Source organism: Enterobacter sp. 301B (genome assembly GCF_003850715.1).
Taxonomy (GTDB): Bacteria; Pseudomonadota; Gammaproteobacteria; order Enterobacterales; family Enterobacteriaceae; genus Enterobacter; species Enterobacter intestinihominis.
The window spans coordinates 235,620-260,459 of the sequence record NZ_PQTC01000005.1 but is presented as its reverse complement, the minus strand read 5'-3'; the positions used below and the strand labels follow the sequence as shown (position 1 = coordinate 260,459).

Annotated in this window: 21 protein-coding genes; 5 read left to right on the top strand and 16 right to left on the bottom strand. The window is 56.2% G+C overall.

From position 1 onward, the window contains the following. Positions 1 to 20: 20 nt before the first annotated feature. Positions 21 to 1,937, bottom strand: a complete 1,917-nt coding sequence (gene mngA / locus C3451_RS08190; RefSeq protein WP_022647466.1) for a PTS 2-O-a-mannosyl-D-glycerate transporter subunit IIABC — start codon at positions 1,935 to 1,937, stop codon at positions 21 to 23. Between the two features lie 171 nt (positions 1,938 to 2,108). Between mngA and C3451_RS08185 the strand changes: the two genes are divergently transcribed. Next, positions 2,109 to 2,825 (top strand): GntR family transcriptional regulator, encoded by a 717-nt coding sequence (locus C3451_RS08185; RefSeq protein WP_063139240.1) that lies wholly within the window; start codon positions 2,109 to 2,111, stop codon positions 2,823 to 2,825. A gap of 85 nt (positions 2,826 to 2,910) precedes the next feature. Here C3451_RS08185 and sucD read toward each other — a convergent pair whose 3' ends face one another. The 8 genes from sucD to sdhC form a co-directional block, all read right to left on the bottom strand. Next, positions 2,911 to 3,780 (bottom strand): succinate--CoA ligase subunit alpha, encoded by an 870-nt coding sequence (sucD, locus tag C3451_RS08180; protein WP_006809578.1) that lies wholly within the window; start codon positions 3,778 to 3,780, stop codon positions 2,911 to 2,913. Beyond that, a complete protein-coding gene (sucC, locus tag C3451_RS08175) occupies positions 3,780 to 4,946 on the bottom strand; it encodes an ADP-forming succinate--CoA ligase subunit beta (RefSeq protein WP_022647464.1) in 1,167 nt (388 codons plus the stop codon). Before sucC ends, sucD begins: the two co-directional genes overlap by 1 nt. Positions 4,947 to 5,042: 96 nt before the next feature. Further along, positions 5,043 to 6,269 carry a 2-oxoglutarate dehydrogenase complex dihydrolipoyllysine-residue succinyltransferase gene (gene odhB / locus C3451_RS08170; protein WP_023299612.1) on the bottom strand — a complete coding sequence of 409 codons (1,227 nt, stop codon included), beginning with the start codon at positions 6,267 to 6,269 and terminating at the stop codon, positions 5,043 to 5,045. A gap of 14 nt (positions 6,270 to 6,283) precedes the next feature. After that, positions 6,284 to 9,091, bottom strand: coding sequence for a 2-oxoglutarate dehydrogenase E1 component (sucA, locus tag C3451_RS08165; RefSeq protein WP_022647462.1), 2,808 nt, complete (start codon positions 9,089 to 9,091; stop codon positions 6,284 to 6,286). 238 nt (positions 9,092 to 9,329) lie between these two features. Continuing rightward, complete coding sequence (locus tag C3451_RS08160) at positions 9,330 to 10,046, bottom strand: succinate dehydrogenase iron-sulfur subunit (RefSeq protein WP_022647461.1); 717 nt, start codon at positions 10,044 to 10,046, stop codon at positions 9,330 to 9,332. 15 nt (positions 10,047 to 10,061) lie between these two features. After that, positions 10,062 to 11,828 (bottom strand): succinate dehydrogenase flavoprotein subunit, encoded by a 1,767-nt coding sequence (sdhA, locus tag C3451_RS08155; RefSeq protein WP_003858619.1) that lies wholly within the window; start codon positions 11,826 to 11,828, stop codon positions 10,062 to 10,064. Next, on the bottom strand, positions 11,828 to 12,175 hold the full coding sequence (gene sdhD, locus C3451_RS08150; protein ID WP_003858621.1) for a succinate dehydrogenase membrane anchor subunit: 348 nt from the start codon (positions 12,173 to 12,175) through the stop codon (positions 11,828 to 11,830). Before sdhD ends, sdhA begins: the two co-directional genes overlap by 1 nt. After that, positions 12,169 to 12,573, bottom strand: a complete 405-nt coding sequence (sdhC, locus tag C3451_RS08145; protein ID WP_026080740.1) for a succinate dehydrogenase cytochrome b556 subunit — start codon at positions 12,571 to 12,573, stop codon at positions 12,169 to 12,171. Before sdhC ends, sdhD begins: the two co-directional genes overlap by 7 nt. Before the next feature lie 639 nt (positions 12,574 to 13,212). Between sdhC and C3451_RS08140 the strand changes: the two genes are divergently transcribed. Beyond that, the gene (locus tag C3451_RS08140) at positions 13,213 to 14,496 is read left to right on the top strand and encodes a citrate synthase (protein ID WP_006809584.1); all 1,284 of its coding nucleotides are present in this window, start codon (positions 13,213 to 13,215) and stop codon (positions 14,494 to 14,496) included. 84 nt (positions 14,497 to 14,580) lie between these two features. On the opposite strand, the gene nei is transcribed toward C3451_RS08140, so the two are convergent. The 7 genes from nei to C3451_RS08105 form a co-directional block, all read right to left on the bottom strand. After that, the gene (nei, locus tag C3451_RS08135; RefSeq protein WP_045621777.1) at positions 14,581 to 15,372 is read right to left on the bottom strand and encodes an endonuclease VIII; all 792 of its coding nucleotides are present in this window, start codon (positions 15,370 to 15,372) and stop codon (positions 14,581 to 14,583) included. 18 nt (positions 15,373 to 15,390) lie between these two features. Further along, positions 15,391 to 16,131, bottom strand: coding sequence for a 5-oxoprolinase subunit PxpA (gene pxpA / locus C3451_RS08130; protein ID WP_045621778.1), 741 nt, complete (start codon positions 16,129 to 16,131; stop codon positions 15,391 to 15,393). After that, positions 16,118 to 17,050, bottom strand: coding sequence for a 5-oxoprolinase subunit PxpC (gene pxpC, locus C3451_RS08125; RefSeq protein ID WP_022647458.1), 933 nt, complete (start codon positions 17,048 to 17,050; stop codon positions 16,118 to 16,120). Before pxpC ends, pxpA begins: the two co-directional genes overlap by 14 nt. Further along, a complete protein-coding gene (gene pxpB, locus C3451_RS08120) occupies positions 17,044 to 17,700 on the bottom strand; it encodes a 5-oxoprolinase subunit PxpB (protein ID WP_045621779.1) in 657 nt (218 codons plus the stop codon). Before pxpB ends, pxpC begins: the two co-directional genes overlap by 7 nt. A gap of 14 nt (positions 17,701 to 17,714) precedes the next feature. After that, positions 17,715 to 18,458, bottom strand: a complete 744-nt coding sequence (locus C3451_RS08115; protein WP_003858635.1) for a type 2 GTP cyclohydrolase I — start codon at positions 18,456 to 18,458, stop codon at positions 17,715 to 17,717. Positions 18,459 to 18,468: 10 nt separating this feature from the next. Beyond that, complete coding sequence (gene phrB / locus C3451_RS08110; protein WP_045621780.1) at positions 18,469 to 19,881, bottom strand: deoxyribodipyrimidine photo-lyase; 1,413 nt, start codon at positions 19,879 to 19,881, stop codon at positions 18,469 to 18,471. Between the two features lie 598 nt (positions 19,882 to 20,479). Continuing rightward, entirely contained in the window at positions 20,480 to 20,686 is a 207-nt protein-coding gene (locus C3451_RS08105; protein ID WP_014069366.1) for a YbfA family protein, read from the bottom strand. 310 nt (positions 20,687 to 20,996) lie between these two features. On the opposite strand from C3451_RS08105, the gene kdpF reads away from it, so the two are divergent. The 3 genes from kdpF to kdpB are packed head-to-tail and all read left to right on the top strand — an operon-like array spanning position 20,997 to position 24,832. Then, positions 20,997 to 21,086, top strand: coding sequence for a K(+)-transporting ATPase subunit F (gene kdpF, locus C3451_RS08100; RefSeq protein ID WP_003858638.1), 90 nt, complete (start codon positions 20,997 to 20,999; stop codon positions 21,084 to 21,086). Continuing rightward, on the top strand, positions 21,086 to 22,765 hold the full coding sequence (gene kdpA, locus C3451_RS08095) for a potassium-transporting ATPase subunit KdpA (RefSeq protein ID WP_045621782.1): 1,680 nt from the start codon (positions 21,086 to 21,088) through the stop codon (positions 22,763 to 22,765). Before kdpF ends, kdpA begins: the two co-directional genes overlap by 1 nt. Before the next feature lie 18 nt (positions 22,766 to 22,783). After that, positions 22,784 to 24,832, top strand: coding sequence for a potassium-transporting ATPase subunit KdpB (gene kdpB, locus C3451_RS08090; protein ID WP_023305699.1), 2,049 nt, complete (start codon positions 22,784 to 22,786; stop codon positions 24,830 to 24,832). The last annotated feature ends 8 nt before the right edge of the window (positions 24,833 to 24,840 follow it).

The following is a 24,840-nucleotide window of genomic DNA, read 5'->3' as shown; positions in this document are numbered from 1 at the left end:
CGTTTCCTGTCAGTGCGTGTTTAGGTTGGTATGTCTTCAGTCACGTAGGTACCGCTCTTCACGGCCTGGCGTCGCCAGAGCAGTAAAATGAGCGTAGAGATTGCGGCGCCCACCAGCGCGGCGCCAAACCAGCCGGCAGCGGCTATCACGCCGCCCAGCCCGGCATCATGCAGTAAGAAGAGAGAGAAAATGCCCGCGCCCGGGGTGGAGAGCCCAATCCCCATCGCTCCGACAATCGCTCCGGTCGCCATTGACCCCAGAACAAATGAGCCGATGACTCGCAACGGATCCTCGATAGCCATCGGAATTGCCCCTTCGGTGATGCCCGCCAGCCCCAGCAGCCAGGTGGATTTGCCGGTCTCAATTTCGAACTGTTTAAACAGATTCGGAGCCAGCATCGTTGATGCCGTCACGGTAAAAGCCGAAACCATTTTGACGGAGGCGAAGATCGCATAAGGCCCGTATACGCCGTTGGCCATCGCGCCCAGACAGAACGCGTAAGAGGCTTTGTTGACCGGACCGCCCAGATCGAACGAGCACATAAAGCCCAGGATCGCCCCCAGCAGCAGCGCGTTCGCACCGGAGAGACCATTAAGCCAGGCGGTCAGGGCGTTATTGATCCAGGCCACCGGTTCGCCGATCACAAACAGCATCAGGCTGCCTGCGCCCAGTACGCCAATCACCGGATAGAGATAAAAGGTTAGAAAGCCGTTGTAGCGGCTACTCAGCCGGATGTGGTTTTTCACCCAGCGCATCAGGTAGCCCGCAATCAGCCCGCCGACGATGGCCCCCAGAAAGCCGGAGCCGATCATATTGGCGGCAAGACCCGCCGCAAAGCCCGGCGTAAGCGCAGGTTTATCCGCCAGCGAGTAAGCGGTATAGGCCGCCAGAACAGGGACCATCAGAATGCCGAGCATCCCACCGCCCAGTTTACGGTACATCCACAGCCACGAGTTTTCCTGATCGAACAGGTGCTGCAAGCCAAGGATTTGCGCCAGCAGTACCGACACGGCCAGCACCGTGCCGCCAGCGACAATCAGCGGCACCGCAAAGGAGATACCGCTGAGCAGCGCTTGCTTGAGTTCGGTTTTAACGGACTTTTTCGCGTCCGAGTCGACATGCGCAGGACGCGCATCGGATACAGGCTGTAGCGCCAGCGCACGCTCAATGAGCGCTTCCGCATGGCGCAAGGGTTCCGCGACGGGCACGGAAATGGCGGGGATCCCCTGAAAACGCTCACGCTCTTTGATCGCCACTTCCGCCGCGAAGATACACGCTTTTGCCTCCTGCAAATGCTGCGCGGTGATGCGCCCCTCAATACCGTTTGCCCCCTGCTTTTCGACCACTACATTGACGCCGAGCTTACGTCCCGCTTTTTCGAGATATTCCGCTGCCATGTAGGTATGGGCGATCCCGGCCGGACAGGCGGTAACGCAGACGATCGTCGGGGCATTCTCTGCGACGGCGGTTTCTTGCGCGTCAGGCGTCGTTTCCAGCGCAGCAAGCACCTCTTCCGCGCTGGTCGCCGTCATCACGTGCGCCCTGAGATCGTCATCCGCCAGGCGGGACGTCAGTTCCGTCAGCACCTGAATATGCGTTGATCCCGCTTGTGCGGGAGGAATGGCGAGCAAAAAAATCAGCTCGACCTCCTCCGGTCCGTCCACGCCTTCCCAGGCCAGCGGCTCGCGCAGTGTTGCCACGGCAAAAGCCGCTTCCTTTACTGCCGCTGATTTACCATGGGGTACGGCCAGCCCCTCGCCCAGCGCCGTCGGGCCAAGCGATTCGCGATGGAAAACCTCTGCCAGAAACGTATCGGCGTCGGCTATTTTGCCCAACGCTACCAGCCGCGTCGCAAGCTGACGGATTGCCTCATCACGGCTGGTAAACTGCGCCTGCACGCAGACAGCACGGGGGTCGGTCAGAGTCGTCAGGTTCATAAGATCCTCACCTATCCAAAGTTATTGTCTGGGGAGGATTGTGGCAGACTGGATAATACATTTATGTGATCATTTTCACTAACAACGATATTTGTATTTAATTTGTATTATTTACAAATCAGTCACTGAAGGCATAATTCCCCTAAAAAGGTATTAAAAAGGCGTAACACAATGGGCAATAAACCGATGTACCGGCAGATCGCCGATGCGTTCCGCGAGAAGATTAACGCCGGGGAATTAAAACCCGGAGACGCGCTGCCGACGGAATCCAGCCTTCAGGAGGCATTTAACGTTAGCCGTGTCACCGTGCGGCAGGCTTTGAAGCTGCTCGCCGACGAGCTGATCATCGAAAGCATTCAGGGCAGCGGCTCGTATGTAAAAGAGGAGCGGGTGAATTACGATATTTATCAGCTTACCGGCTTTTACGAAAAACTGGCGGATCGCAACGTTGATACGCACAGCGACGTCAGCGTCTTCGAAGTGGTGAAAGCCGATGAGCGGCTCGCGGCAAAACTGGCGCTCAATCCGGATGATAAGGTCTGGCACGTCAAGCGCGTACGCTTCATCAGGGAAAAGCCGGTGAATCTGGAAGAGACATGGATGCCGCTGGCGATGTTCCCCGACCTCACCTGGGAAGTGATGGAACAGTCGAAATACCATTACATTGAGCAGGTCAAAAAGCTGGTTATCGATCGCAGCGAGCAGGAGCTGGTGCCAGTCATGCCATCGGACGAGGCGATTGCCGCCCTGGCGCTCGATCCGGCAAAACCAATTCTTGAAAAAGTTTCCCGCGGCTTCCTGAAAGACGGCCGGGTATTTGAATACAGTCGCAACGTGTTTAATACCGACGACTATAAATTCACTCTGGTGGCTAAACGCAGGCAATAAAAAAAGGCCGCTTTACAGCGGCCAACCATGTCGAAACGGACATTTTTTATACTTCAACGCGCCCCATTCGGAGAGCAGAGAGGACTTACTTAATGATGGATTTCAGTGCTTCACCGATATCCGCCAGGCTGCGAACGGTTTTCACGCCTGCGGCTTCCAGTGCTGCGAATTTCTCATCAGCCGTACCTTTACCGCCAGCGATAATCGCACCCGCGTGACCCATACGTTTGCCTTTCGGCGCGGTCACACCCGCGATATAACCCACCACCGGCTTGGTCACATGATCTTTGATGTAAGCAGCCGCTTCTTCTTCCGCGCTACCACCGATCTCACCGATCATCACGATCGCTTCGGTCTGTGGATCTTCCTGGAACAGCTTCAGGATGTCGATAAAGTTAGAGCCTGGGATCGGGTCACCGCCGATGCCCACGCAGGTGGACTGGCCGAAGCCGTAATCGGTGGTCTGCTTAACCGCTTCATAGGTCAGGGTACCGGAACGGGACACGATGCCCACTTTGCCCGGTTTGTGAATGTGGCCCGGCATGATGCCGATTTTGCATTCGCCCGGGGTGATAACGCCTGGGCAGTTCGGACCGATCATGCGCACGCCTGCTTCGTCCAGCTTCACCTTCACGGTCAGCATATCCAGCGTCGGGATACCTTCGGTGATGGTGATGATCAGCTTAATGCCTGCGTCGATCGCTTCCAGAATAGAGTCTTTACAGAACGGCGCTGGAACGTAGATCACGGTCGCGGTTGCGCCCGTCGCTTCTACTGCTTCACGCACGGTGTTGAACACCGGCAGGCCCAGGTGCGTGGTGCCGCCTTTACCTGGCGTTACGCCGCCAACCATCTGCGTACCGTAGGCAATCGCCTGTTCGGAGTGGAAAGTCCCCTGGCTACCGGTGAAGCCCTGGCAGATAACCTTGGTATCTTTATTAATTAAAACGGACATTATTTCCCCTCCACTGCGGCAACAACCTGCTGAGCTGCATCCGTCAGACTTTTCGCTGCAATAATATTCAGGCCGCTGTCAGCCAGTTTTTTCGCGCCGAGTTCAGCGTTATTCCCTTCCAGACGTACAACAACCGGAACGTTAACGCCCACTTCTCCTACCGCGCCGATGATACCGTCGGCGATCAGGTCGCAACGTACGATACCGCCGAAGATGTTCACCAGAACCGCTTTTACGTTGCTGTCAGAGAGAATGATTTTGAACGCTTCGGTTACGCGCTCTTTGGTTGCGCCACCGCCCACGTCGAGGAAGTTCGCTGGCTCACCGCCGTGCAGCTTAACGATGTCCATGGTGCCCATTGCCAGGCCCGCACCGTTAACCATGCAGCCGATGTTGCCATCCAGCGCCACGTAGTTCAGCTCCCACTGGGCAGCCTGCGCTTCACGCGGATCTTCCTGAGACTGGTCGCGCATTTCGCGCAGATCCGCCTGGCGGAACAGCGCGTTGCCGTCAGCGCCCAGCTTGCCGTCGAGGCAGATCAGGTCGCCCTGGGTGGTGATCACCAGCGGGTTGATCTCGATCAGCGCCAGATCGCGCTCCAGGAAGATGGTCGCCAGCCCCATGAAGATCTTGGTGAACTGCTGAACCAGCTTGCCTTCCAGACCCAGTTTGAACGCCAGCTCACGACCCTGGTAAGGCATTGGGCCCGCCAGCGGATCGATTGCCACTTTGTGGATCAGGTGCGGGGTCTCTTCCGCCACTTTTTCGATTTCCACGCCGCCTTCGGTAGATGCCATGAACACCACGCGACGGGAGCTACGGTCTACGACTGCGCCGAGGTACAATTCTTTCGCGATGTCGGTTGCCGCTTCAACCAGGATCTGGTTGACCGGCTGGCCATTCGCATCTGTCTGGTAGGTTACCAGACGCTTGCCGAGCCAATGTTCAGCAAACGCACGGATCTCTTCTTTGCTCTTAACAACCTTCACACCGCCCGCTTTACCACGGCCACCAGCGTGAACCTGACATTTAACTACCCACGGGCCGGAACCGATTTTAGATGCGGCTTCTTCTGCTTCACGCGGGGTAGTACAGGCATAACCCACCGGAGCCGGTAAGCCTGACCTGGCAAACAGCTGTTTGGCCTGATATTCATGTAAATTCATGTGTTCTATCCATCCTTCAGGGTAATCGTTATCTTCAAACCTGTAGACCGGCGCTACGCTTATCCGGCCTACAGGGCAGGTGATGCTAAATAGTTACTAAACGTCCAGCAGCAGACGCGTTGGATCTTCCAGCAGCTCTTTAATGGCAACCAGGAAGCCTACGGACTCGCGGCCGTCGATCAGGCGGTGATCGTATGAGAGCGCCAGGTACATCATCGGCAGGATCTCAACTTTACCGTCTACCGCCATTGGACGATCTTTAATGGCGTGCATACCCAGGATCGCGCTCTGCGGCGGGTTGATGATCGGGGTAGACATCAGCGAGCCGAACACGCCACCGTTGGTAATGGTGAAGTTACCGCCGGTCAGGTCTTCAACGGTCAGCTTGCCGTCGCGGCCTTTCACGGCCAGCTCTTTGATTTTCTTCTCAATGTCAGCCATACCCAGGGTGTCCACATCACGCAGAACCGGGGTGACCAGGCCGCGTGGGGTAGAAACCGCCATGCTGACGTCGAAGTAGTTGTGGTAAACCACGTCATCGCCATCGATAGACGCGTTCACTTCCGGGTAGCGTTTCAGCGCTTCAACTACCGCTTTCACGTAGAAGGACATGAAGCCCAGACGGATACCGTGACGTTTTTCAAACGCGTCACCGTACTGCTTGCGCAGGTCCATGATTGGCTTCATGTTGACTTCGTTGAAGGTGGTCAGCATCGCGGTGGAGTTTTTCGCTTCCAGCAGACGCTCGGCCACGCGCTTGCGCAGGCGGGTCATTGGCACGCGTTTTTCGCTACGTGCACCCAGAGCTGGCTGTGCCGCTGGTGCTGCCGCAGGGGCTTTCGCTTCCGCTTTCGCCTCTGAAGGCGCTTTTGCCAGATGCTTGTCGATATCTTCGCGAGTCAGACGGCCACCCACGCCGGTACCTTTGATGGCTGCCGGATCGAGGCTGTGCTCAGCCAGCAGGCGACGGATCGCCGGGCTGAGCGCGTCATTGGTTTGCTCTTCCAGAGACGCCTGCTGGCGCTGGGCTGGGGTAGACGCTTTCTCTTCAGATTTCGCGCTGGACTCTTTGCCCGCGCTGTTGCCTTCACGCAGGCGACCCAGGATCTGGCGAGAAGTCACGGTCGTACCTTCGTCTTCCAGGACTGCATCCAGAATGCCATCCGCTGAAGCCGGTACTTCCAGTACCACTTTGTCAGTTTCGATTTCTACCAGCACTTCGTCACGGGTTACCGCGTCGCCTGGTTTTTTGTGCCAGGTGGCGACGGTTGCATCTGCTACGGACTCAGGCAGGTCGGGAACAAGAATATCTACGCTACTCATTATGTATCCTTTAATTAATCGACGTTCAGCGCGTCATTGACCAGATCTTGTTGCTGCTTCTGGTGAACGGACATATACCCTACCGCCGGAGAGGCGGAGGCCGGGCGACCTGCATAACGCAGGGCAGACCCAAATGGAATCACTTCACGGAAATGATGCTGGCTGCAATACCATGCGCCCTGGTTGAGCGGCTCTTCCTGGCACCAGACAAAATCATGAACGTGAGCGTACTGTTTCAGTACTTCCTGCATCGCCTGATGCGGGAACGGATAAAGCTGCTCGATACGCACGATGGCGACATCTTTCTGATCGTTCTTACGGCGCTGTTCCAGCAGGTCGTAATAAACCTTACCAGAACACATTACGACACGCTTAACGGCCTGCGGATCCAGCTCGTCAATTTCACCGATGGCTGGCAGGAAGGTGCCGTTAGCCAGTTCATCCAGGCTCGAAACCGCCAGCGGATGACGCAGCAGGGATTTTGGCGACATGACCACCAGCGGACGACGCATACCGCGCAGCGCCTGACGACGCAGCATGTGGTACACCTGAGCCGGGGTGGACGGCACGCAGACCTGCATGTTCTGCTCGGCGCAGAGTTGCAGATAACGCTCCAGACGCGCGGAGGAGTGCTCCGGCCCTTGTCCTTCATAGCCGTGCGGCAGCAACATCACCAGACCACACATACGGCCCCACTTCTGCTCACCGGAGGAGATGAACTGGTCGATGACGACCTGCGCACCGTTGGCGAAGTCACCGAACTGCGCTTCCCAGATAGTCAGGGTGCGAGGTTCTGCGGTGGCGTAGCCGTATTCGAAGGCCAGAACCGCTTCTTCTGACAGCACGGAGTCCCAGACCTTGAACTGGCCCTGACCGTTATGCACGTGCTGAAGCGGAGTATAGGTTGAACCGTTAGACTGGTTGTGTACAACCGCATGACGGTGGAAGAAGGTGCCACGACCCGCATCTTCACCGGACAGACGAACCGGAATACCTTCGTCAACCAGCGTCGCATAGGCCAGCGTTTCCGCGCCGCCCCAGTCGAACAGCTTTTCACCCGCCGCCATGGCCTGGCGGTCGCCATAGATCTTGGCCACGCGGGATTGCATCTCGATCGCTTCCGGCACGGTGCTGATGCGTTTAGCCAGCTCCTGCAAACGCTTCATCTCAACCTTGTTCGGGTAGCTCTCGTCCCACTCGTGGTTGAGGTACGGCGACCAGGTAAAGGAGTGCATGTTCATTGGGCGCAGCTCTTTGACCACGCATTCACCCGCGTCCAGCGCGTCGCGATAAAGATTGACCATTTCGGTCGCATCTTCCAGCGTCGCCACTTTTTCGCTTTCCAGCTTGTCAGCATAGATTTTACGCGGCGTCGGGTGTTTTTTGATTTTCTGGTACATCAGCGGCTGGGTTGCACTTGGCTCATCCGCTTCGTTGTGGCCGTGACGGCGGTAGCAGAAGAGGTCAATGAACACGTCGCGCTTAAAGGTGTTACGGAAGTCCAGCGCCAGACGGGTAACGAAAGCAACGGCTTCCGGGTCATCCGCGTTTACGTGGAAGATTGGCGCCTGAACCATTTTACCGATGTCGGTGCAGTACGGGGTAGAACGCGCATCCAGCGGGTTAGAGGTGGTGAAGCCCACCTGGTTGTTGATTACGATGCGAACGGTACCGCCCACTTCATAACCACGCGCTTTCGACATGTTCAGGGTTTCCTGAACCACGCCCTGCCCTGTGACTGCCGCATCACCGTGAATGGTGATTGGCAGCACTTTATTGCTGCTCGGCTCGTCCAGACGATCCAGACGCGCACGCACGGAACCGATAACCACCGGGCTGACGATTTCCAGGTGCGACGGGTTAAACGCCAGCGCCAGGTGAACCTGACCGCCCTCGGTTTCGATATCCGACGAGAAGCCCATGTGGTACTTCACGTCACCGGTGCCGAGGTGCTCTTTATGTTTACCCGCAAATTCGTCGAACAGATCCTGCGGTTTTTTACCCAGCACGTTAACCAGCACGTTCAGACGGCCACGGTGCGCCATGCCCAGCACCACTTCGCGCGTGCCGCTCTTACCGGCATGACGAATCAGCTCTTTCAGCATCGGGACTAACGCATCGCCGCCCTCCAGTGAGAAGCGTTTTGCGCCCGGGAATTTCGCGCCCAGATAGCGCTCAAGGCCTTCGGCTGCCGTCAGTTCGCTCAGGAAACGTTTTTTCTCGTCTGCTGAGAAATTCGCGTGACCCGCCACGGATTCGATACGCTGCTGGATCCAGCGTTTCTCTTCGGTGGAGGTAATGTGCATATATTCCGCGCCGATGGAGCCGCAGTAGGTTTGCTTGAGCGCATCAATCAGATCGCCCAGCTTCATCGTGTCTTTGCCGATGGCAAAGGAACCTACGTTAAAGCTTTCCTGGAAATCGGCCTCGGTCAGATCGTGATAAGCCGGATCGAGATCCGCTACACGTTCCTGCTGCCACAGTCCCAGCGGATCGAGATTCGCATGCTGGTGACCACGGAAGCGATAAGCGTTGATAAGCTGCAGGACTTTTACCTGCTTCGCATTGGTGTCAGGGTCGGAAATCGCAGAAGAGTAACGTGAGGCATCCTTCGCCAGACGACGGAAATAATCACGTGTTTTTGAATGGAATTGATCCGGTTTGACCCCTGTACCAGGCAACTGCTGGAACATGGAACGCCAGTTTGCGTCCACTGAGTCAGGATCGGTTAAGAAGTCTTCATAGAGCTGTTCTATCCAGCTCTGGTTTGAACCAGAGAGGTAAGAAGAGTCCAGCCAGGCTTTCATTGCGCCGTTCTGCATCGTGATCCCTTAAGCATTTTTATGCTTACTTTCGCCGTAGAAACTACCACGCACACCACGTGTACGTGCCGGGGTTCACCTGCGAGCTCTTTTCATTTGGCCCGCGAAGGAACCTTTAGAAACTGTCTAAACTTCAGGGCAGTTTTTAAAGGTTTCTGCAATTTGCCCGGTGGCGCTACGCTTACCGGGCCTACTGTTACGTAGGCCGGATAAGCGCAGCGCCATCCGGCGTTGTTACTTACGCACTGCGCTGCAACAACATCGACTTAATATGGCCGATGGCGCGCGTCGGGTTCAGCCCCTTAGGACACACACTGACGCAGTTCATGATGCTATGGCAGCGGAATACGCTGAAAGCGTCACTTAACCCTTCCAGACGATTCTCGGTTTCGGTATCGCGGCTGTCGATCAGGAAGCGATAGGCAGCCAGCAGACCCGCAGGGCCGATAAATTTATCCGGGTTCCACCAGAATGACGGGCATGACGTTGAACAGCATGCACAGAGAATACACTCGTATAACCCATCGAGTTTTTCACGCTGCTCAGGCGACTGTAAGTGCTCGCGAGCGGGTGGATTTTGCCCATTATTCAATAAGTAAGGCTTAATCTTCTCATATTGTGCATAGAATTGCCCCATGTCCACCACCAAATCACGCACGACCGGCAGGCCAGGCAGAGGACGGATGACAATTTTCTGGCCTGCACGCTGTAGCGCTGAAATTGGCGTGATACAGGCCAGACCGTTTTTGCCGTTCATGTTTACACCGTCAGAGCCACATACCCCTTCACGGCAGGAGCGGCGGAACGACAGCGTAGGATCTTTTTCTTTCAGCTGGATTAAAGCATCCAGCAGCATCATGTCACGACCTTCTTCCGCTTCGAGGGTGTAATCCTGCATACGCGGAGCATCGTCTACATCCGGGTTATAACGATAAACTGAGAATTCGAGTTTCATTATCCTGTCTCCGCATTAGTAAGTACGAATCTTCGGCGGGAACGCCGGACGCAGTTTCGGTTCCATGTTAACGCTACGACGCGTCATGGTTTCCGACTCTGGCAGATACAGGGAATGGCACAGCCAGTTTTCGTCATCACGATCCGGGAAGTCGAAGCGGCTATGGGCGCCACGGCTTTCGGTACGGAAGTTTGCCGACATCGCAGTGGCGAACGCGGTTTCCATCAGGTTATCCAGCTCCAGGCACTCAACGCGCTGGGTGTTGAACTCGCTCGAGGTATCGTCCAGACGGGCATTCTTCAGACGCTCGCGGATCGCTTTCAGCTGCTCCAGCCCTTTGGCCATCGCGTCACCTTCACGGAATACCGAGAAGTTGTGCTGCATACACTCTTGCAGCGCTTTACGGATTTCAACCGGATCTTCGCCGTTACGGTTGCCGTTCCAGCGGTTGAGGCGCTCAAGAGAGGCATCAATTTCGTCGTCGGTCGCATCACGCAACGCGCCCTGCTCGGCAATAGATTCCTGGAGATGCAGCCCCACCGCACGGCCAAATACCACCAGGTCCAGCAGGGAGTTGCCGCCCAGACGGTTTGCGCCGTGCACGGATACGCAGGCAATTTCGCCTACCGCGAACAGACCAGGGATGACCACGTCTTCACCCTGCTCGTTCACGGTCAGCGCCTGACCGGTCACTTTGGTCGGAATACCGCCCATCATGTAGTGACAGGTTGGGATAACCGGAATCGGCTCTTTTACCGGGTCGACGTGGGCGAAGGTGCGGGACAGTTCCAGAATGCCCGGCAGACGGGATTCCAGCACTTCTTTACCCAGATGGTCGAGTTTCAGCTTCGCGTGCGGGCCCCAAGGGCCGTCGCAGCCGCGGCCTTCACGGATTTCGATCATGATGGAACGCGCCACCACGTCACGACCCGCCAGGTCTTTCGCATTCGGGGCATAACGCTCCATAAAGCGCTCGCCATGTTTGTTCAGCAGGTAGCCACCTTCACCACGGCAGCCTTCTGTCACCAGCACGCCCGCACCGGCGATACCGGTTGGGTGGAACTGCCACATCTCCATGTCCTGCACCGGCACGCCAGCGCGGATAGCCATCCCAACGCCGTCACCGGTGTTGATGTGGGCGTTGGTAGTGGACTGATAGATACGGCCTGCGCCGCCGGTGGCCAGCACGGTTGCGCGCGCTTTGAAATAGACCACTTCACCGGTTTCAATGCACAGTGCGGTACAACCCACCACCGCGCCATCGGCGTTTTTCACCAGATCCAACGCATACCACTCGGAGAAGATGGTGGTGTGGTTTTTCAGGTTTTGCTGATAAAGGGTGTGCAGCAAAGCGTGACCGGTACGGTCAGCCGCTGCTGCGGTACGTGCCGCCTGTTCGCCGCCGAAGTTTTTCGACTGGCCGCCAAACGGACGCTGATAGATGGTGCCATTTTCCAGACGGGAGAACGGCAGACCCATGTGGTCCAGCTCCAGAATCGCTTCCGGGCCGGTTTTACACATATATTCGATGGCATCCTGGTCACCGATGTAGTCGGAACCTTTTACCGTATCGTACATGTGCCATTCCCAGTTATCTTCATGGGAATTACCCAGCGCAACGGTGATACCGCCCTGCGCAGACACAGTGTGGGAACGGGTCGGGAATACTTTAGAGAGCAGCGCACAGGTCTGGCCGCTCTGGGAAATTTGCAGTGCGGCACGCATACCTGCGCCACCCGCACCAATCACAACAGCATCAAATTCTCTGACTGGCAGTTTCATTACACACCCCACACCACAACAAATCCATAAATGACGTAAACCAGCAGAGCAACAACAATAATCAGTTGCAGCGGAAGGCGAATCGCCAGCGGTTTAACGTAATCGGTCAACACCTGCCACATGCCAATCCAGGCATGAATAAGGATGGAGAACAGGGCCAGCAGGGTGAACACTTTGGTGAAGGCCGATCCGAAGAAACCACTCCAGATTTCCCACGTCAGTGTGCCGCTAGTGGCGAAGAAACCGATCATATAGATGATGTAGAGCGTGAGGACGATGGCGGTAGCGCGGACCAAGATGAAGTCATGTACGCCGTTGCGTCCTAATGCGGAGGCGTTGCTTACCATACGAGAACTCCTGCGAGAAGTGAAAGCACGACAGTGATCACAAATGAAATGTTAGCGGTACGTTTACCGGCCTCGAACGTCTCTTCCAGGTAGCCAAAGTCCATCAGCATATGGCGAACGCCGCCAACCACGTGATAGGCCAGCGCGGTCAGAATGCCCCACATGATAAATTTCACGAAGAAGCTGTTCATGATGGCTGAGGCCTGGAGGAATCCTTCAGGAGATGAGAGGCTGGTTCCCAGTAACCACAGCAAGATACCAACCGCCACAAACGTAATCACACCAGAAACACGGTGCAGAATGGACGCTATTGCTGTTACAGGGAATCGGATCGTTTTGAGATCCAGATTGACAGGTCTTTGTTTTTTCACATTTCTTATCATGAATAACGCCCACATGCTGTTCTTATTGTTTCCTTCCTCCGGACTGCGATGCGGGTCAGACAGCGTTCCTTTTCTATAACTGCGCGTCATGCAAAACATTGCTTCCAAATGCTAAAACGACACGTTACAACGCTGGGTGGCTCGGGATTGCAGGGTGTTCCGGAGACCTGGCGGCAGTATAGGCCGTTCACAAAATCATTACAATTAACCTACATACAGTTTGTTGGGTTTTCTCTGGAACAGTGATCGGGGTCACGATAACAACATCTTTTTAATTTTTAATCATCTGATTTGACAAATGTTAAACAATATTGTTACAAACGTCATCAGAAAAGGCATATAATGCGCAAAAGTTATGAGGTCTCTCTTTCACCTGACAAATAGTTATGTAACAGTGTGATGGTATTGACCGAAGTTATCAGGACAGTTATTAGTGATATACAGGTTTGAATAATTCGGACTGCAAAAACGCTGATTTGCTGTTGTTTCACTGATATTTCATTCGTTTACCTGCAAGGCGCCATAGCTCTGTACCCTGGTTTCTCCTCGTGAGCTGAGCGGTAAGCCAAATAACAATCTGGTAACGATGATTAACAGCTGAAAGCAAATCCGGTAAAGCGCAGTCTTAAGCATAAGGCGCTAAGGAGACCGTAAATGGCTGATACAAAGGCAAAACTCACCCTAAATGGTGATGATGCTATTGAACTGGATGTGCTAAAAGGCACGCTCGGTCAGGATGTTATTGATATCCGTACGCTGGGTTCCAAAGGGGTATTCACCTTTGACCCTGGATTCACCTCTACCGCATCTTGCGAATCCAAAATCACCTACATTGACGGTGACGAAGGTATCCTGCTCCATCGCGGCTTCCCCATCGATCAGTTAGCCACCGAATCCAACTATCTGGAAGTGTGCTACATCCTGCTGAACGGCGAAAAACCGACGCAGGCCCAGTACGATGAATTTAAAACCACCGTGACCCGTCACACCATGATCCATGAGCAGATTACCCGTCTGTTCCATGCGTTCCGTCGTGACTCTCATCCGATGGCGGTCATGTGCGGTATTACCGGTGCGCTGGCGGCGTTCTACCACGATTCTCTGGACGTGAATAACCCACGTCACCGTGATATCGCGGCGTTCCGTCTGCTGTCCAAAATGCCTACCATGGCGGCGATGTGTTACAAATACTCTATCGGTCAGCCGTTTGTGTATCCACGCAACGACCTCTCCTACGCAGGTAACTTCCTGCGCATGATGTTCTCCACGCCGTGTGAAGAGTATGAAGTGAACCCGGTGCTGGAACGCGCGATGGACCGTATTCTGATCCTGCACGCTGACCACGAACAAAACGCCTCGACCTCTACCGTCCGTACCGCGGGCTCTTCCGGCGCGAACCCGTTCGCCTGTATCGCTGCGGGCATCGCCTCCCTGTGGGGACCGGCGCACGGCGGCGCGAACGAAGCAGCACTGAAGATGCTGGAAGAGATCAGCTCCGTTGAGCACATTCCTGAGTTCGTGCGCCGCGCGAAAGACAAGAATGACTCCTTCCGTTTGATGGGCTTCGGTCACCGTGTTTACAAAAACTACGACCCGCGCGCGACCGTCATGCGTGAGACCTGCCACGAAGTACTGAAAGAGCTGGGCACCAAAGATGATCTGCTGGAAGTGGCGATGGAGCTGGAACACATCGCGCTGAACGACCCGTACTTCATCGAGAAGAAACTCTACCCGAACGTCGATTTCTACTCTGGCATTATTCTGAAAGCGATGGGCATTCCGTCTTCCATGTTCACCGTAATCTTCGCCATGGCGCGTACCGTGGGCTGGATTGCGCACTGGAACGAAATGCACAGCGAAGGCATGAAAATCGCGCGTCCTCGTCAGCTGTATACCGGCTACGAGCAGCGTGATTTTAAGTCTGACATTAAGCGCTAAAAAACACGCCCGGCGGCGCTTCGCTTGCCGGGCCTACAAGTGCGAGATGTAGGCCGGGTAAGGCGTAGCCACCACCCGGCTTTTTTACATCTGGCACCCAGGACACCAGTAAAACGGCCTGGAAGAGATCGTCGCCTTCTCAATCACCCCGCCGCACCGCTCACACTTTTTACCTGCCCGATGAAACACCTTGAAGCGGAACAGCGCCCCGTGATGCTTGTTCTCATCCACCACGCCGCGCGTGTTGTACGACAGCCGTGGAATATCCAGTAACGCGTACGACAGCGCCTCCAGCTGTTCATCGCTTAGCTGCGACGCTTTGCGCTGCGGCGCCAGCCCCACTTCCCAGAGGATCTCCACCCGCAGGTAGTTTCCCAGCCCCGCCAGAAATGCCTGATCGAGCAACAGCCCGGAAAACTGCCGGTTGCGGAATGTGGCGGATAACAACCGGGCTTTCACATCGCTTGCCGTCAGACGCATGTCGAGCACGTCCGGCCCGACCCGCTGTAAGAACGGATGCGTCAGCAGCTGCTCCGGCGTTAACATTTCGATATCAGAGGCGCTGTAAAGCAGGATCGCCTTATCCGCCGTTTGTAGCCGCACGCGCAGCACGCGGGTCGTTTGCGGCTTCTCGTCCGCCTCCACCACCCGCCAGACGCCGTAAAGCTGATTGTGGCTATATAACGTCAGGTTATGGGAAAAGTGGGTGAGTAACGCTTTGCCGCGCGTTTCAATGTGGGTCACCGTCTGTCCCACCAGCTGCGATTCAAACGGTTTGAGTTGAGGAAAGGCAAACCAGACGTGTGTCAGAGGTTTGCCCTTTATCGCCGCCTCCAGGCTATCCGCCGCGCGGCGGATCTCCGGACCTTCTGGCATGTTATTGTCCTTTCATGATTATTCTGCGCTGACAACAATGCCCTCTTCCGAGAACGCCGCCCGCAGGCGTCGTGCAAACTGGAGCGCATGCTCGCCGTCACCGTGTAAGCACACCGTATCAGCCTGAACGTTTGCCGTTGTACCCTCCGTCGAGGTTACTCGCCCGAAGCGCACCATCTCCAGCGTCTGCGCCAGCGCTTTCCCTTCGTCGGTGATCAGCGCACCGGCCTGCGTACGCGGAACCAGGCTGCCGTCCGGCAGGTATCCCCGATCGGCAAACACTTCCTGCCGCGTAATCAGCCCCAGCCGTTCGCCGGCACGGATAAGCTCGCTGCCCGCCAGGCCCACCAGCACCAGACGCGGATTGCAGTCCCGTACCGCGCGGGCAATGGCGTCTGCCAGCGCCGGATCTTTCGCCGCCTGGTTATAGAGCATGCCGTGCGGCTTGACGTGGCGCATCTCGCCCTTCTCAGCGCGCACTATCGCCTCCAGGGCACCGATCTGGTAGAGCATTTGCGCGTAAACCGTCTCAGGCGGCAGATCCATCGCCGTGCGACCAAAGTTTTCCCGGTCCGGAAAGCTGGGGTGAGCGCCTATCGCCACGCCATTTTTCATGGCATTGCGCACGCTCGCCAGCATGGTCTGCGCATCGCCGGCATGAAACCCACAGGCGATGTTCACCGAGGAGACCAGCGTCATCAGCGCCGCATCGGCGCTGCTGCCCTCCCCCAGATCGGCGTTTAAATCAATCTTTACCATCGAGCCTCCACGCCAGCTGTTCGAGATAACGCTGCTGATCCTGACGGGCTTTCAGCGCCTCCTCCAGCGAACACTGCACAAAATGAATTGGTTGACCGAGAGGAATTTGCGCCAGATGGTAGCGATCCGCTTCAATAATGCAGGCAATACGCGGATATCCTCCCGTGGTTTGCGCATCGTTCATCAGTACGATGGGCTGTCCGTTGCCCGGCACCTGAATCACCCCCGGCAACAGACCATGGGAAAGCAGCTCCCGGTCAGTCGTGCGGGTCAGCGGCTGGCCCTGAAGCCGGTAACCCATGCGGTTACTCTGCGGGCTGATCTTCCATGGCGAGCGCCAGAAAGACTCTTTTGAGGCCTCATCGAACTCATGATATTCCGGCCCCGGCAGGGCGCGGATCAGGTTCCCCCACAACAGCTGCTTCACGCCCTGCGTGGTGGTGAAATGGCGCGCTGATGGCTTAATCGCCAGGCGATCGCCGTCGCGCAGCAGCCGTCCTTCATGTCCGCCCATTCCCGCTTTCTGGTCGGTGCTGGATGAGCCCAGCACCTCCGGCACGTCGATACCTCCCGCCACCGCAAGATAGCTGCGCACGCCGTGCAGAGGACGCTTGAGCGTCAGACGCTGTCCGGCTTTCGCCCGCAGGCGCCAGCCGGTCCACACCGCTTTGCCGTCCAGCGTCGCGTCACAGCCCGCGCCGGTTAAGGCAAACCAGGTTTCCTGACCAAACTCAATCACGCACTGACCCAGCGTAATTTCTAACGCCGCCGTGCTGCCGGCGTTGCCTACCAGCAGGTTGGCAATCTCCAGCGAGGGACGATCAAGCGCACCGCAGTAGCTCACGCCCGACTGACGCAGGCCAAAGCGCCCGGCATCCTGTACCGAGGTGTAAAGCCCTGCGCGAATAAGCGTTAACATATCCCCTCCTTTTGCGGGATAAAGCGCAGGGTATCCCCCGGACGCAGGAGTATGGGCGCGTCCTGGCCTGGTTCAAATAACGGCGTGGACGTGTGCCCGATAAGCTGCCAGCCTCCCGGCGAGGCGAGCGGATAAATTCCCGTTTGCTCACCACCAATCGCCACGCTGCCCGCCGGTACGCTCAGGCGTGGCTCAGCCCGGCGCGACGTATGCAACTGGGGCGATAACCCGCCCAGATAGGGGAAACCCGGCTGAAATCCCAAAAACCAGACGACATAGTCGACTGAGCTATGCAGCTCCACAACCTGCTTCTCCGTTAATCCACAGTGTTCGGCCACGACGCCAAGGTCGGGGCCTCCCTTGCCGCCATAGACAACCGGGATCTCAATCGTCCGCGATTCCGGCTCCAGCGCCTCGCTCTCCTCCCACCAGCGTTGCAGGCGCTCAATGGCATCCAGCGCCCCCGTGTGCGGATCACGCAGCACCACGGTGATATTATTCATACCCGGAATAGCTTCAACCACGCCAGGTAGCTCGGGCAGTCGCTGAGCCAGACGCCAGATACGCTTTTGCGTGGCAAGCGTCACCGGAGGCTCAAGCTCCAGAACTACCGCGGTTTCACCCAGAAGATAACAACGCGCTCGCTGCACTTAACTACCTCTCATCAGGCCGGATTAGGGATATCAATAAACGTCACATCCAGATCGGTATTTTCCGTCAGCCACTCGCTGAGGGCGCGGATGCCGCCACGCTCGGTGGCGTGATGGCCTGCCGCGTAAAAATGCAGGCCTTGTTCACGGGCAGAGTGAATGGTCTGCTCGGAAACCTCGCCGGTAATGAAGGCGTCGACACCGAAACGCGCCGCGCTATCAATAAAGCCCTGGCCGCCGCCGGTGCACCATGCCACGCGCTTCACGGTATCCGGCCCGGTGTCGCCGCACCACAGCGGACGACGCCCCAAGCGTGCTTCGATCCACGATGCCAGCTCCAGACCCGGAACCGGCATCGACAGTTCACCCCACGGCACCAGGGGTTCAATTTCGCCCATCACGGTAATCCCCAGCAGCTGCGCAAGCTGAACGTTATTCCCCAGTTCAGGATGCGCATCGAGCGGCAGGTGATAGCCGTACAGGTTGATGTCATTCGCCAGCAGCGTTTTGAGACGGTTGCGCTTCATGCCGCGAATAATCGGTGATTCGTTTTTCCAGAAATAACCGTGATGGACAATCACCGCGTCGGCTTCCTGACGCACCGCCTCATCCAGCAGCGCCTGGCTTGCCGTTACGCCGGTGATGATTTTTTGCACCGTCTCGCGACCCTCCACCTGCAAGCCATTCGGACCGTAGTCGCTAAACGAGGCGGTGTTGAGTTTTTCGTTAATCAGGCGTTCCAGTTCACTGTTTTTCATCATCATTCTCTCAAACTTTTCGGGCGGTTTCGTACGCCGCCAGCGTGGCGACGCGCGCCTGTTTATGGTCGACAATGGGACGGGGATAGTTCAGGGTAACACGCTGTTTATCCGCCCATGCCCAGGGTTCATGAATGGCTTTGGCGGGGACATCCTTAAGTTCAGGCAGCCAGCGACGGATAAACTCGCCGTCGACGTCAAATCGTTGTCCCTGCGTGGTCGGATTAAAGATCCGAAAATAGGGAGCCGCATCCGTGCCGGTGGAGGCCGCCCACTGCCAGCCGCCATTATTCGCCGCCAGATCGCCATCGATCAGCTGAGAGATAAAATAACGCTCTCCGGTTCGCCAGTCGATAAGCAGATCCTTTACCAGGAAGCTGGCGGTAATCATACGCAGACGGTTATGCATCCACCCGGTTTCATTGAGCTGCCGCATAGCCGCATCAACAATCGGGAAGCCGGTAAGCCCACGCTGCCATGCCTTCAGCAGCTTCTCATTCGACTGCCACTGTACCTTATCGGTCCAACGAATGAAGGGGCGATGTTTACATAAATCAGGATGATACGTCATCAGATGGCGATAAAACTCACGCCAGATCAGTTCGTTCAGCCACACTGCGCCCGCCCCCCCGTCTAACGCCTGAGGCTGTTCCGCCAGTAGCCGATGTAAACACTGGCGCGGGGAGAGCGCGCCCAGCGCTAAACAGGCCGACAGGCGGCTGGTGCCTTCAATCGCTGGAAAATCCCGCCGCGCCTCGTAATCCGCCGCCCCCTGCGCGCAGAACTGACGCAACCGGGCGATAGCCGCTTTCTCGCTGGGGGGGAATACCGTTTCATCATACGACTGCTGGGGATAATTCAGCCTGATGTCCTGCAGATCCGTTATCGTTTCCCCTCTTATGGCCGGGGCGGGAACGCATTCTGGCAGCCCCTCTTTCAGGCGTTTGATAAAAGCATTTTTAAACGGCGTGAAAACTTTATACATTTCGTGACTGCCGGTCATCACGCTGCCCGGTGCGAGCATCACGCTGTCATCAAAGCCTTCACAGACCACGCCCGTAAGGTTTTTCTCCAGCTGACGATCCCGCTGCTGCTCGTTAAATTCATACTGGTAGTTGTAAAAAAGACGCGTTACCGCGTGCTGCTTACAGATTGCCTGCACCATCTCAAGCTGTGCGGCAAAATCATGGGCCTCTTTATAGATCAGCGGAATGCCTTTTTCGGCCAGTGAATGTTGCAGGTCATTCAGATACGCGCTGAGTAATGCCGCTTGCCGGGGCGCCATGTCATGCTGCTGCCACTGTTCAGGCGTGGCGATAAACAGGGCCAGCACATTCGCGTCTTTAGCGCGGCAGGCGGCCGCGAGAGCGAAGTTGTCGTGAATGCGTAAATCCGCGCGAAACCAAACCAGATGGGTGGGCATAAAACTCCAGGCAATTGTCCATTATGTCCGTAAGGGCATGCCGTAAAAGGAAAAAGGCATGCATTGAACTACTTTGCCATGAAGTGTAGACGGGATGAAATAAAAAAGGCCGCCCGAGGCGGCCTTAACGCTACTTGTCCTGCGCTATCGGGGTAAAGGCAATAAACACATCCGGTTTATCACTCTTTACAACGAGTGCGCTGGCGACAATGAACGCGATGCATAAATAGCGTTTCACTATGCGGTCCCTGCTGCTAACCGCTCCACCTATCACCACCGGTGATAAATCGGTGGACACAAGCCCGGGTAGGCGGGCTGCTTTACGGCTATGGATACACATTTCCCAGGACCGATGCCCATTTGCGAGATGGCGGAAAGGGACGTGGCATCATAATTAACACCAACGCCAAAAGTAAGTTATTTCAGTAAAATTAGGAATTTATAAAGGTGAAGTGGATTGCGAACTTTTTAAAGAAGGGTATGATAAAAATCCCGGGTAGGGGCTGCAAGATTACCCAACGGACCGCGAATCCCGAGGGACAAAAAAACCGCCACTTTGCTGTAGGCGGTTTTTTTATGGCTACGATGTCACACCGTATCAGTAGAAATCGCAGGTTGCTTTCTCGGCCTGATCCATCCACACCGGCTTTTCGCTGGTTTTCGCCCAGACGCGGTGCAGATAGCTGTAAAAACGTGCGCGATCTTTCCAGAACAGCATCACCGGCAGGGCCAGCACGCCAGCCACTACGGCGAAAGTGCGACGCATGAACACGATATGAGCCGGATACTCTTTATAAAGATCCATATTTTTCTCCCCTGTAGTTGGCCGGAAACCGTCTCCGGAAAATGTGAAATCTGTGACCTGGTTAAAATAATACCGCTTTGTTTGTAATTTTACTACTCATCCGACCACTTATTTTCATCCATTTCGTGAATATTTACATTCACGCCTGTAATTAAGTTACAAAAAAGTTAACAGTTTACTTAACAATAGTTAAATTGTGGTCTTTCCCATTTTTATACTTTTTTTACACCTGCCCTTCTGATTTTTGCGAAATCTTTGCGCCACAAATCCTACCGTTTGTACAACAACAAAAGTCACCCGGAGGTGGAGTGTGAGTGCAGGTCTGATTGCCGGCATCGTGCTGGTGTTCCTGTTATTGGGTTATCTGATTTATGCCCTGATTAATGCGGAGGCATTCTGATGGCTGCTCAGGCGTTTTTGCTTATTGCCAGCTTTTTACTGCTGCTGTTTGTGCTCGCCAGGCCGCTGGGAACAGCGCTGGCACGGCTGATAAATAACGTGCCACTGCCGGGTACGCGAAAAATTGAAAACGTGCTCTGGCGCATTTCAGGTATCAGCGACCGCGAAATGAGCTGGGGCCAGTACCTGATGGCGATACTGCTTCTGAATATCGTGGGGCTTATTGCCCTCTTTACGCTGCTCATGCTCCAGGGCAATTTGCCGTTGAATCCGCAGCAGTTACCAGGTTTATCCTGGCATCTGGCGCTGAACACGGCGGTCAGCTTTGTCACCAATACCAACTGGCAGTCTTACGCCGGTGAAACCACGCTCAGCTACTTCAGCCAGATGGCCGGGTTAACCGTGCAAAACTTTCTGTCTGCAGCCAGCGGTATCGCGGTGATCTTCGCCCTGACGCGCGCGTTTGCCCGTCAGAATGTCAGCACGCTCGGCAACGCGTGGGTTGATGTCACGCGCATCACCCTTTGGATCCTGGTGCCTGTTGCGCTGATTATTGCCCTGTTCTTTATACAGCAAGGCACTCTGCAAAACCTGCTGCCTTATACCCCTTACACCTCGCTTGAAGGGGGCAGGGAACTCCTGCCAATGGGGCCAGTGGCGTCGCAGGAAGCAATCAAGATGCTGGGCACCAACGGGGGCGGCTTCTTCAACGCCAACTCATCGCATCCGTTTGAAAACCCAACGGCATTAACCAATTTTGTACAGATGCTGGCGATATTCCTGATCCCCGCCGCGCTCTGCTTCGCCTTTGGCGATGTGGTTAACGATCGCCGCCAGGGCCGTACGCTGCTGTGGGCCATGTCGTTAATCTTCGTGGTCTGCGTTGCACTGGTGATGTGGGCCGAATGGAACGGCAACAGCCATTTCATGCAGCTGGGGGCTAACAGCAATATCAACCTGGAAGGCAAAGAGAGCCGCTTCGGTATTCTTGCCAGCAGCCTCTACGCGGTGGTCACCACGGCGGCCTCCTGCGGGGCGGTGAACGCCATGCACGACTCTTTCACCGCGCTTGGCGGCATGATCCCGATGTGGCTGATGCAGATTGGCGAGGTAGTCTTCGGTGGGGTCGGTTCGGGGCTGTACGGCATGCTGTTGTTCGTTCTGCTCGCCGTGTTTATCGCCGGGCTGATGATCGGCCGCACGCCGGAATATCTCGGCAAAAAAATCGACGTCCGCGAAATGAAATTAACCGCGCTGGCAATCCTGGTCACCCCCGCCCTTGTGCTGCTCGGTACCGCGCTGGCGCTGATGACCGACGCCGGGCGCAGCGGCATCTTTAACCCGGGCATTCACGGCTTTAGCGAAGTGCTTTACGCCGTTTCGTCTGCCGCAAACAACAACGGCAGCGCCTTTGCAGGGTTAAGTGCCAACTCACCGTTCTGGAACTGTCTGCTGGCGTTCTGCATGTTCTTCGGTCGTTTCGGCGTGATTATTCCCGTCATGGCGATCGCCGGAACACTGGTGAATAAGAAGATCCAGCCGACCACTACCGGTACGTTACCGACTCACGGCGCGCTGTTCGTCGGCCTGCTGATTGGCACCGTTCTGCTGGTAGGTGCCTTGACCTTTATCCCCGCCCTCGCGTTAGGCCCGGTTGCGGAATATCTCTCTTTACGCTGATTTTGCGGAGAATTTGTCATGAGTCGTAAACAACTGGCCCTGCTCGAACCAACCTTAGTTCGTCAGGCCCTCATGGATGCGGTAAAAAAACTGAGCCCGCGCGTGCAGTGGCACAACCCGGTGATGTTTATTGTCTGGACTGGAAGTTTACTCACCACCGCATTGGCGATTGCCATGGGAACGGGACACCTTTCAGGAAATGCAACCTTTACCGGCGCCATCAGCCTGTGGCTGTGGTTTACCGTGCTGTTCGCCAACTTTGCCGAAGCGCTGGCGGAAGGCCGCAGTAAGGCGCAGGCCAACAGTCTGAAAGGGGTCAAAAAAACCGCCTTTGCGCGCAAATTACGCGAACCTAAATACGGCGCGCAGATGGACCACGTTCCGGCGGATGAACTGCGCAAAGGTGACGTGGTGCTGGTGGAAGCCGGGGACATCATCCCCTGCGACGGGGAGGTAATTGAGGGCGGCGCGTCGGTAGACGAAAGCGCTATTACCGGGGAATCCGCGCCCGTGATCCGTGAGTCGGGCGGAGATTTCGCCTCAGTTACCGGCGGAACGCGCATTCTTTCCGACTGGCTGGTGATCCAGTGCAGCGTTAACCCGGGCGAAACCTTTCTCGACCGGATGATCGCCATGGTGGAAGGCGCACAGCGTCGTAAAACGCCGAACGAGATCGCCCTGACCATTCTGCTGGTGGCGCTCACCATTGTGTTCCTGCTGGCAACGGCGACCCTGTGGCCCTTCTCTGCCTACGGCGGTACAGCGGTCAGCATCACCGTACTGATCGCCCTGCTGGTCTGTCTGATCCCCACCACTATCGGCGGCCTGCTTTCCGCGATTGGCGTGGCGGGGATGAGCCGTATGCTGGGCGCGAACGTCATCGCCACCAGCGGACGCGCCGTTGAAGCGGCGGGTGACGTAGACGTACTGCTGCTGGATAAAACCGGGACCATCACCCTGGGTAATCGTCAGGCCTCTGACTTTTTACCTGCTCCCGGCGTGGATGAAAAAACGCTGGCCGACGCGGCGCAGCTTTCTTCGCTGGCCGATGAGACGCCGGAAGGTCGCAGTATCGTGATCCTCGCCAAGCAGCGCTTTAACCTGCGCCAGCGCGACGTACAAAGCCTGCACGCCACGTTCGTGCCCTTTACGGCGCAAACCCGCATGAGTGGAATTAACATTCAGGACCGGATGATCCGTAAAGGGTCCGTTGATGCCATTCGCCGTCATATTGAAGCCAATAATGGACATTTCCCTCCGGAAGTCGACCACCTGGTGGAAAGCGTGGCGCGTCAGGGGGCAACCCCGCTGGTGGTGGCGGAAGGTGCAAGCGTTCTGGGGGTTATCGCCCTGAAGGATATCGTTAAAGGCGGTATAAAAGAGCGTTTCGCCCAGATGCGTAAGATGGGCATTAAAACGGTGATGATCACCGGGGATAACCGTCTGACTGCGGCGGCCATTGCCGCCGAAGCGGGCGTGGATGATTTCCTTTCCGAAGCGACACCGGAAGCGAAGCTGGCACTCATTCGCCAGTATCAGGCGGAAGGTCGTCTGGTGGCGATGACCGGCGACGGCACCAACGACGCCCCGGCGCTGGCGCAGGCCGACGTGGCGGTGGCGATGAACTCCGGTACCCAGGCGGCAAAAGAGGCGGGCAACATGGTGGATCTCGACTCGAACCCGACCAAGCTGATCGAAGTGGTGCATATCGGGAAGCAGATGCTGATGACGCGCGGCTCGCTGACCACGTTCAGTATCGCCAACGACGTGGCGAAGTATTTCGCCATAATCCCGGCGGCCTTTGCGGCAACCTATCCGCAGCTGAATGCCCTGAACGTAATGCACCTGCACTCTCCAGCCTCGGCCATTTTGAGCGCGGTGATCTTCAACGCGCTGATTATTGTCTTTCTTATTCCTCTGGCGCTGAAAGGGGTGAGCTATAAGCCATTGACGGCCGCCGCCATGCTGCGCCGTAACCTTTGGATTTACGGTCTGGGTGGGCTGGTGGTGCCCTTTATTGGAATCAAGGTTATCGACATGTTGTTAACGCTGTTCGGGCTGGTTTAAAAGGTGAA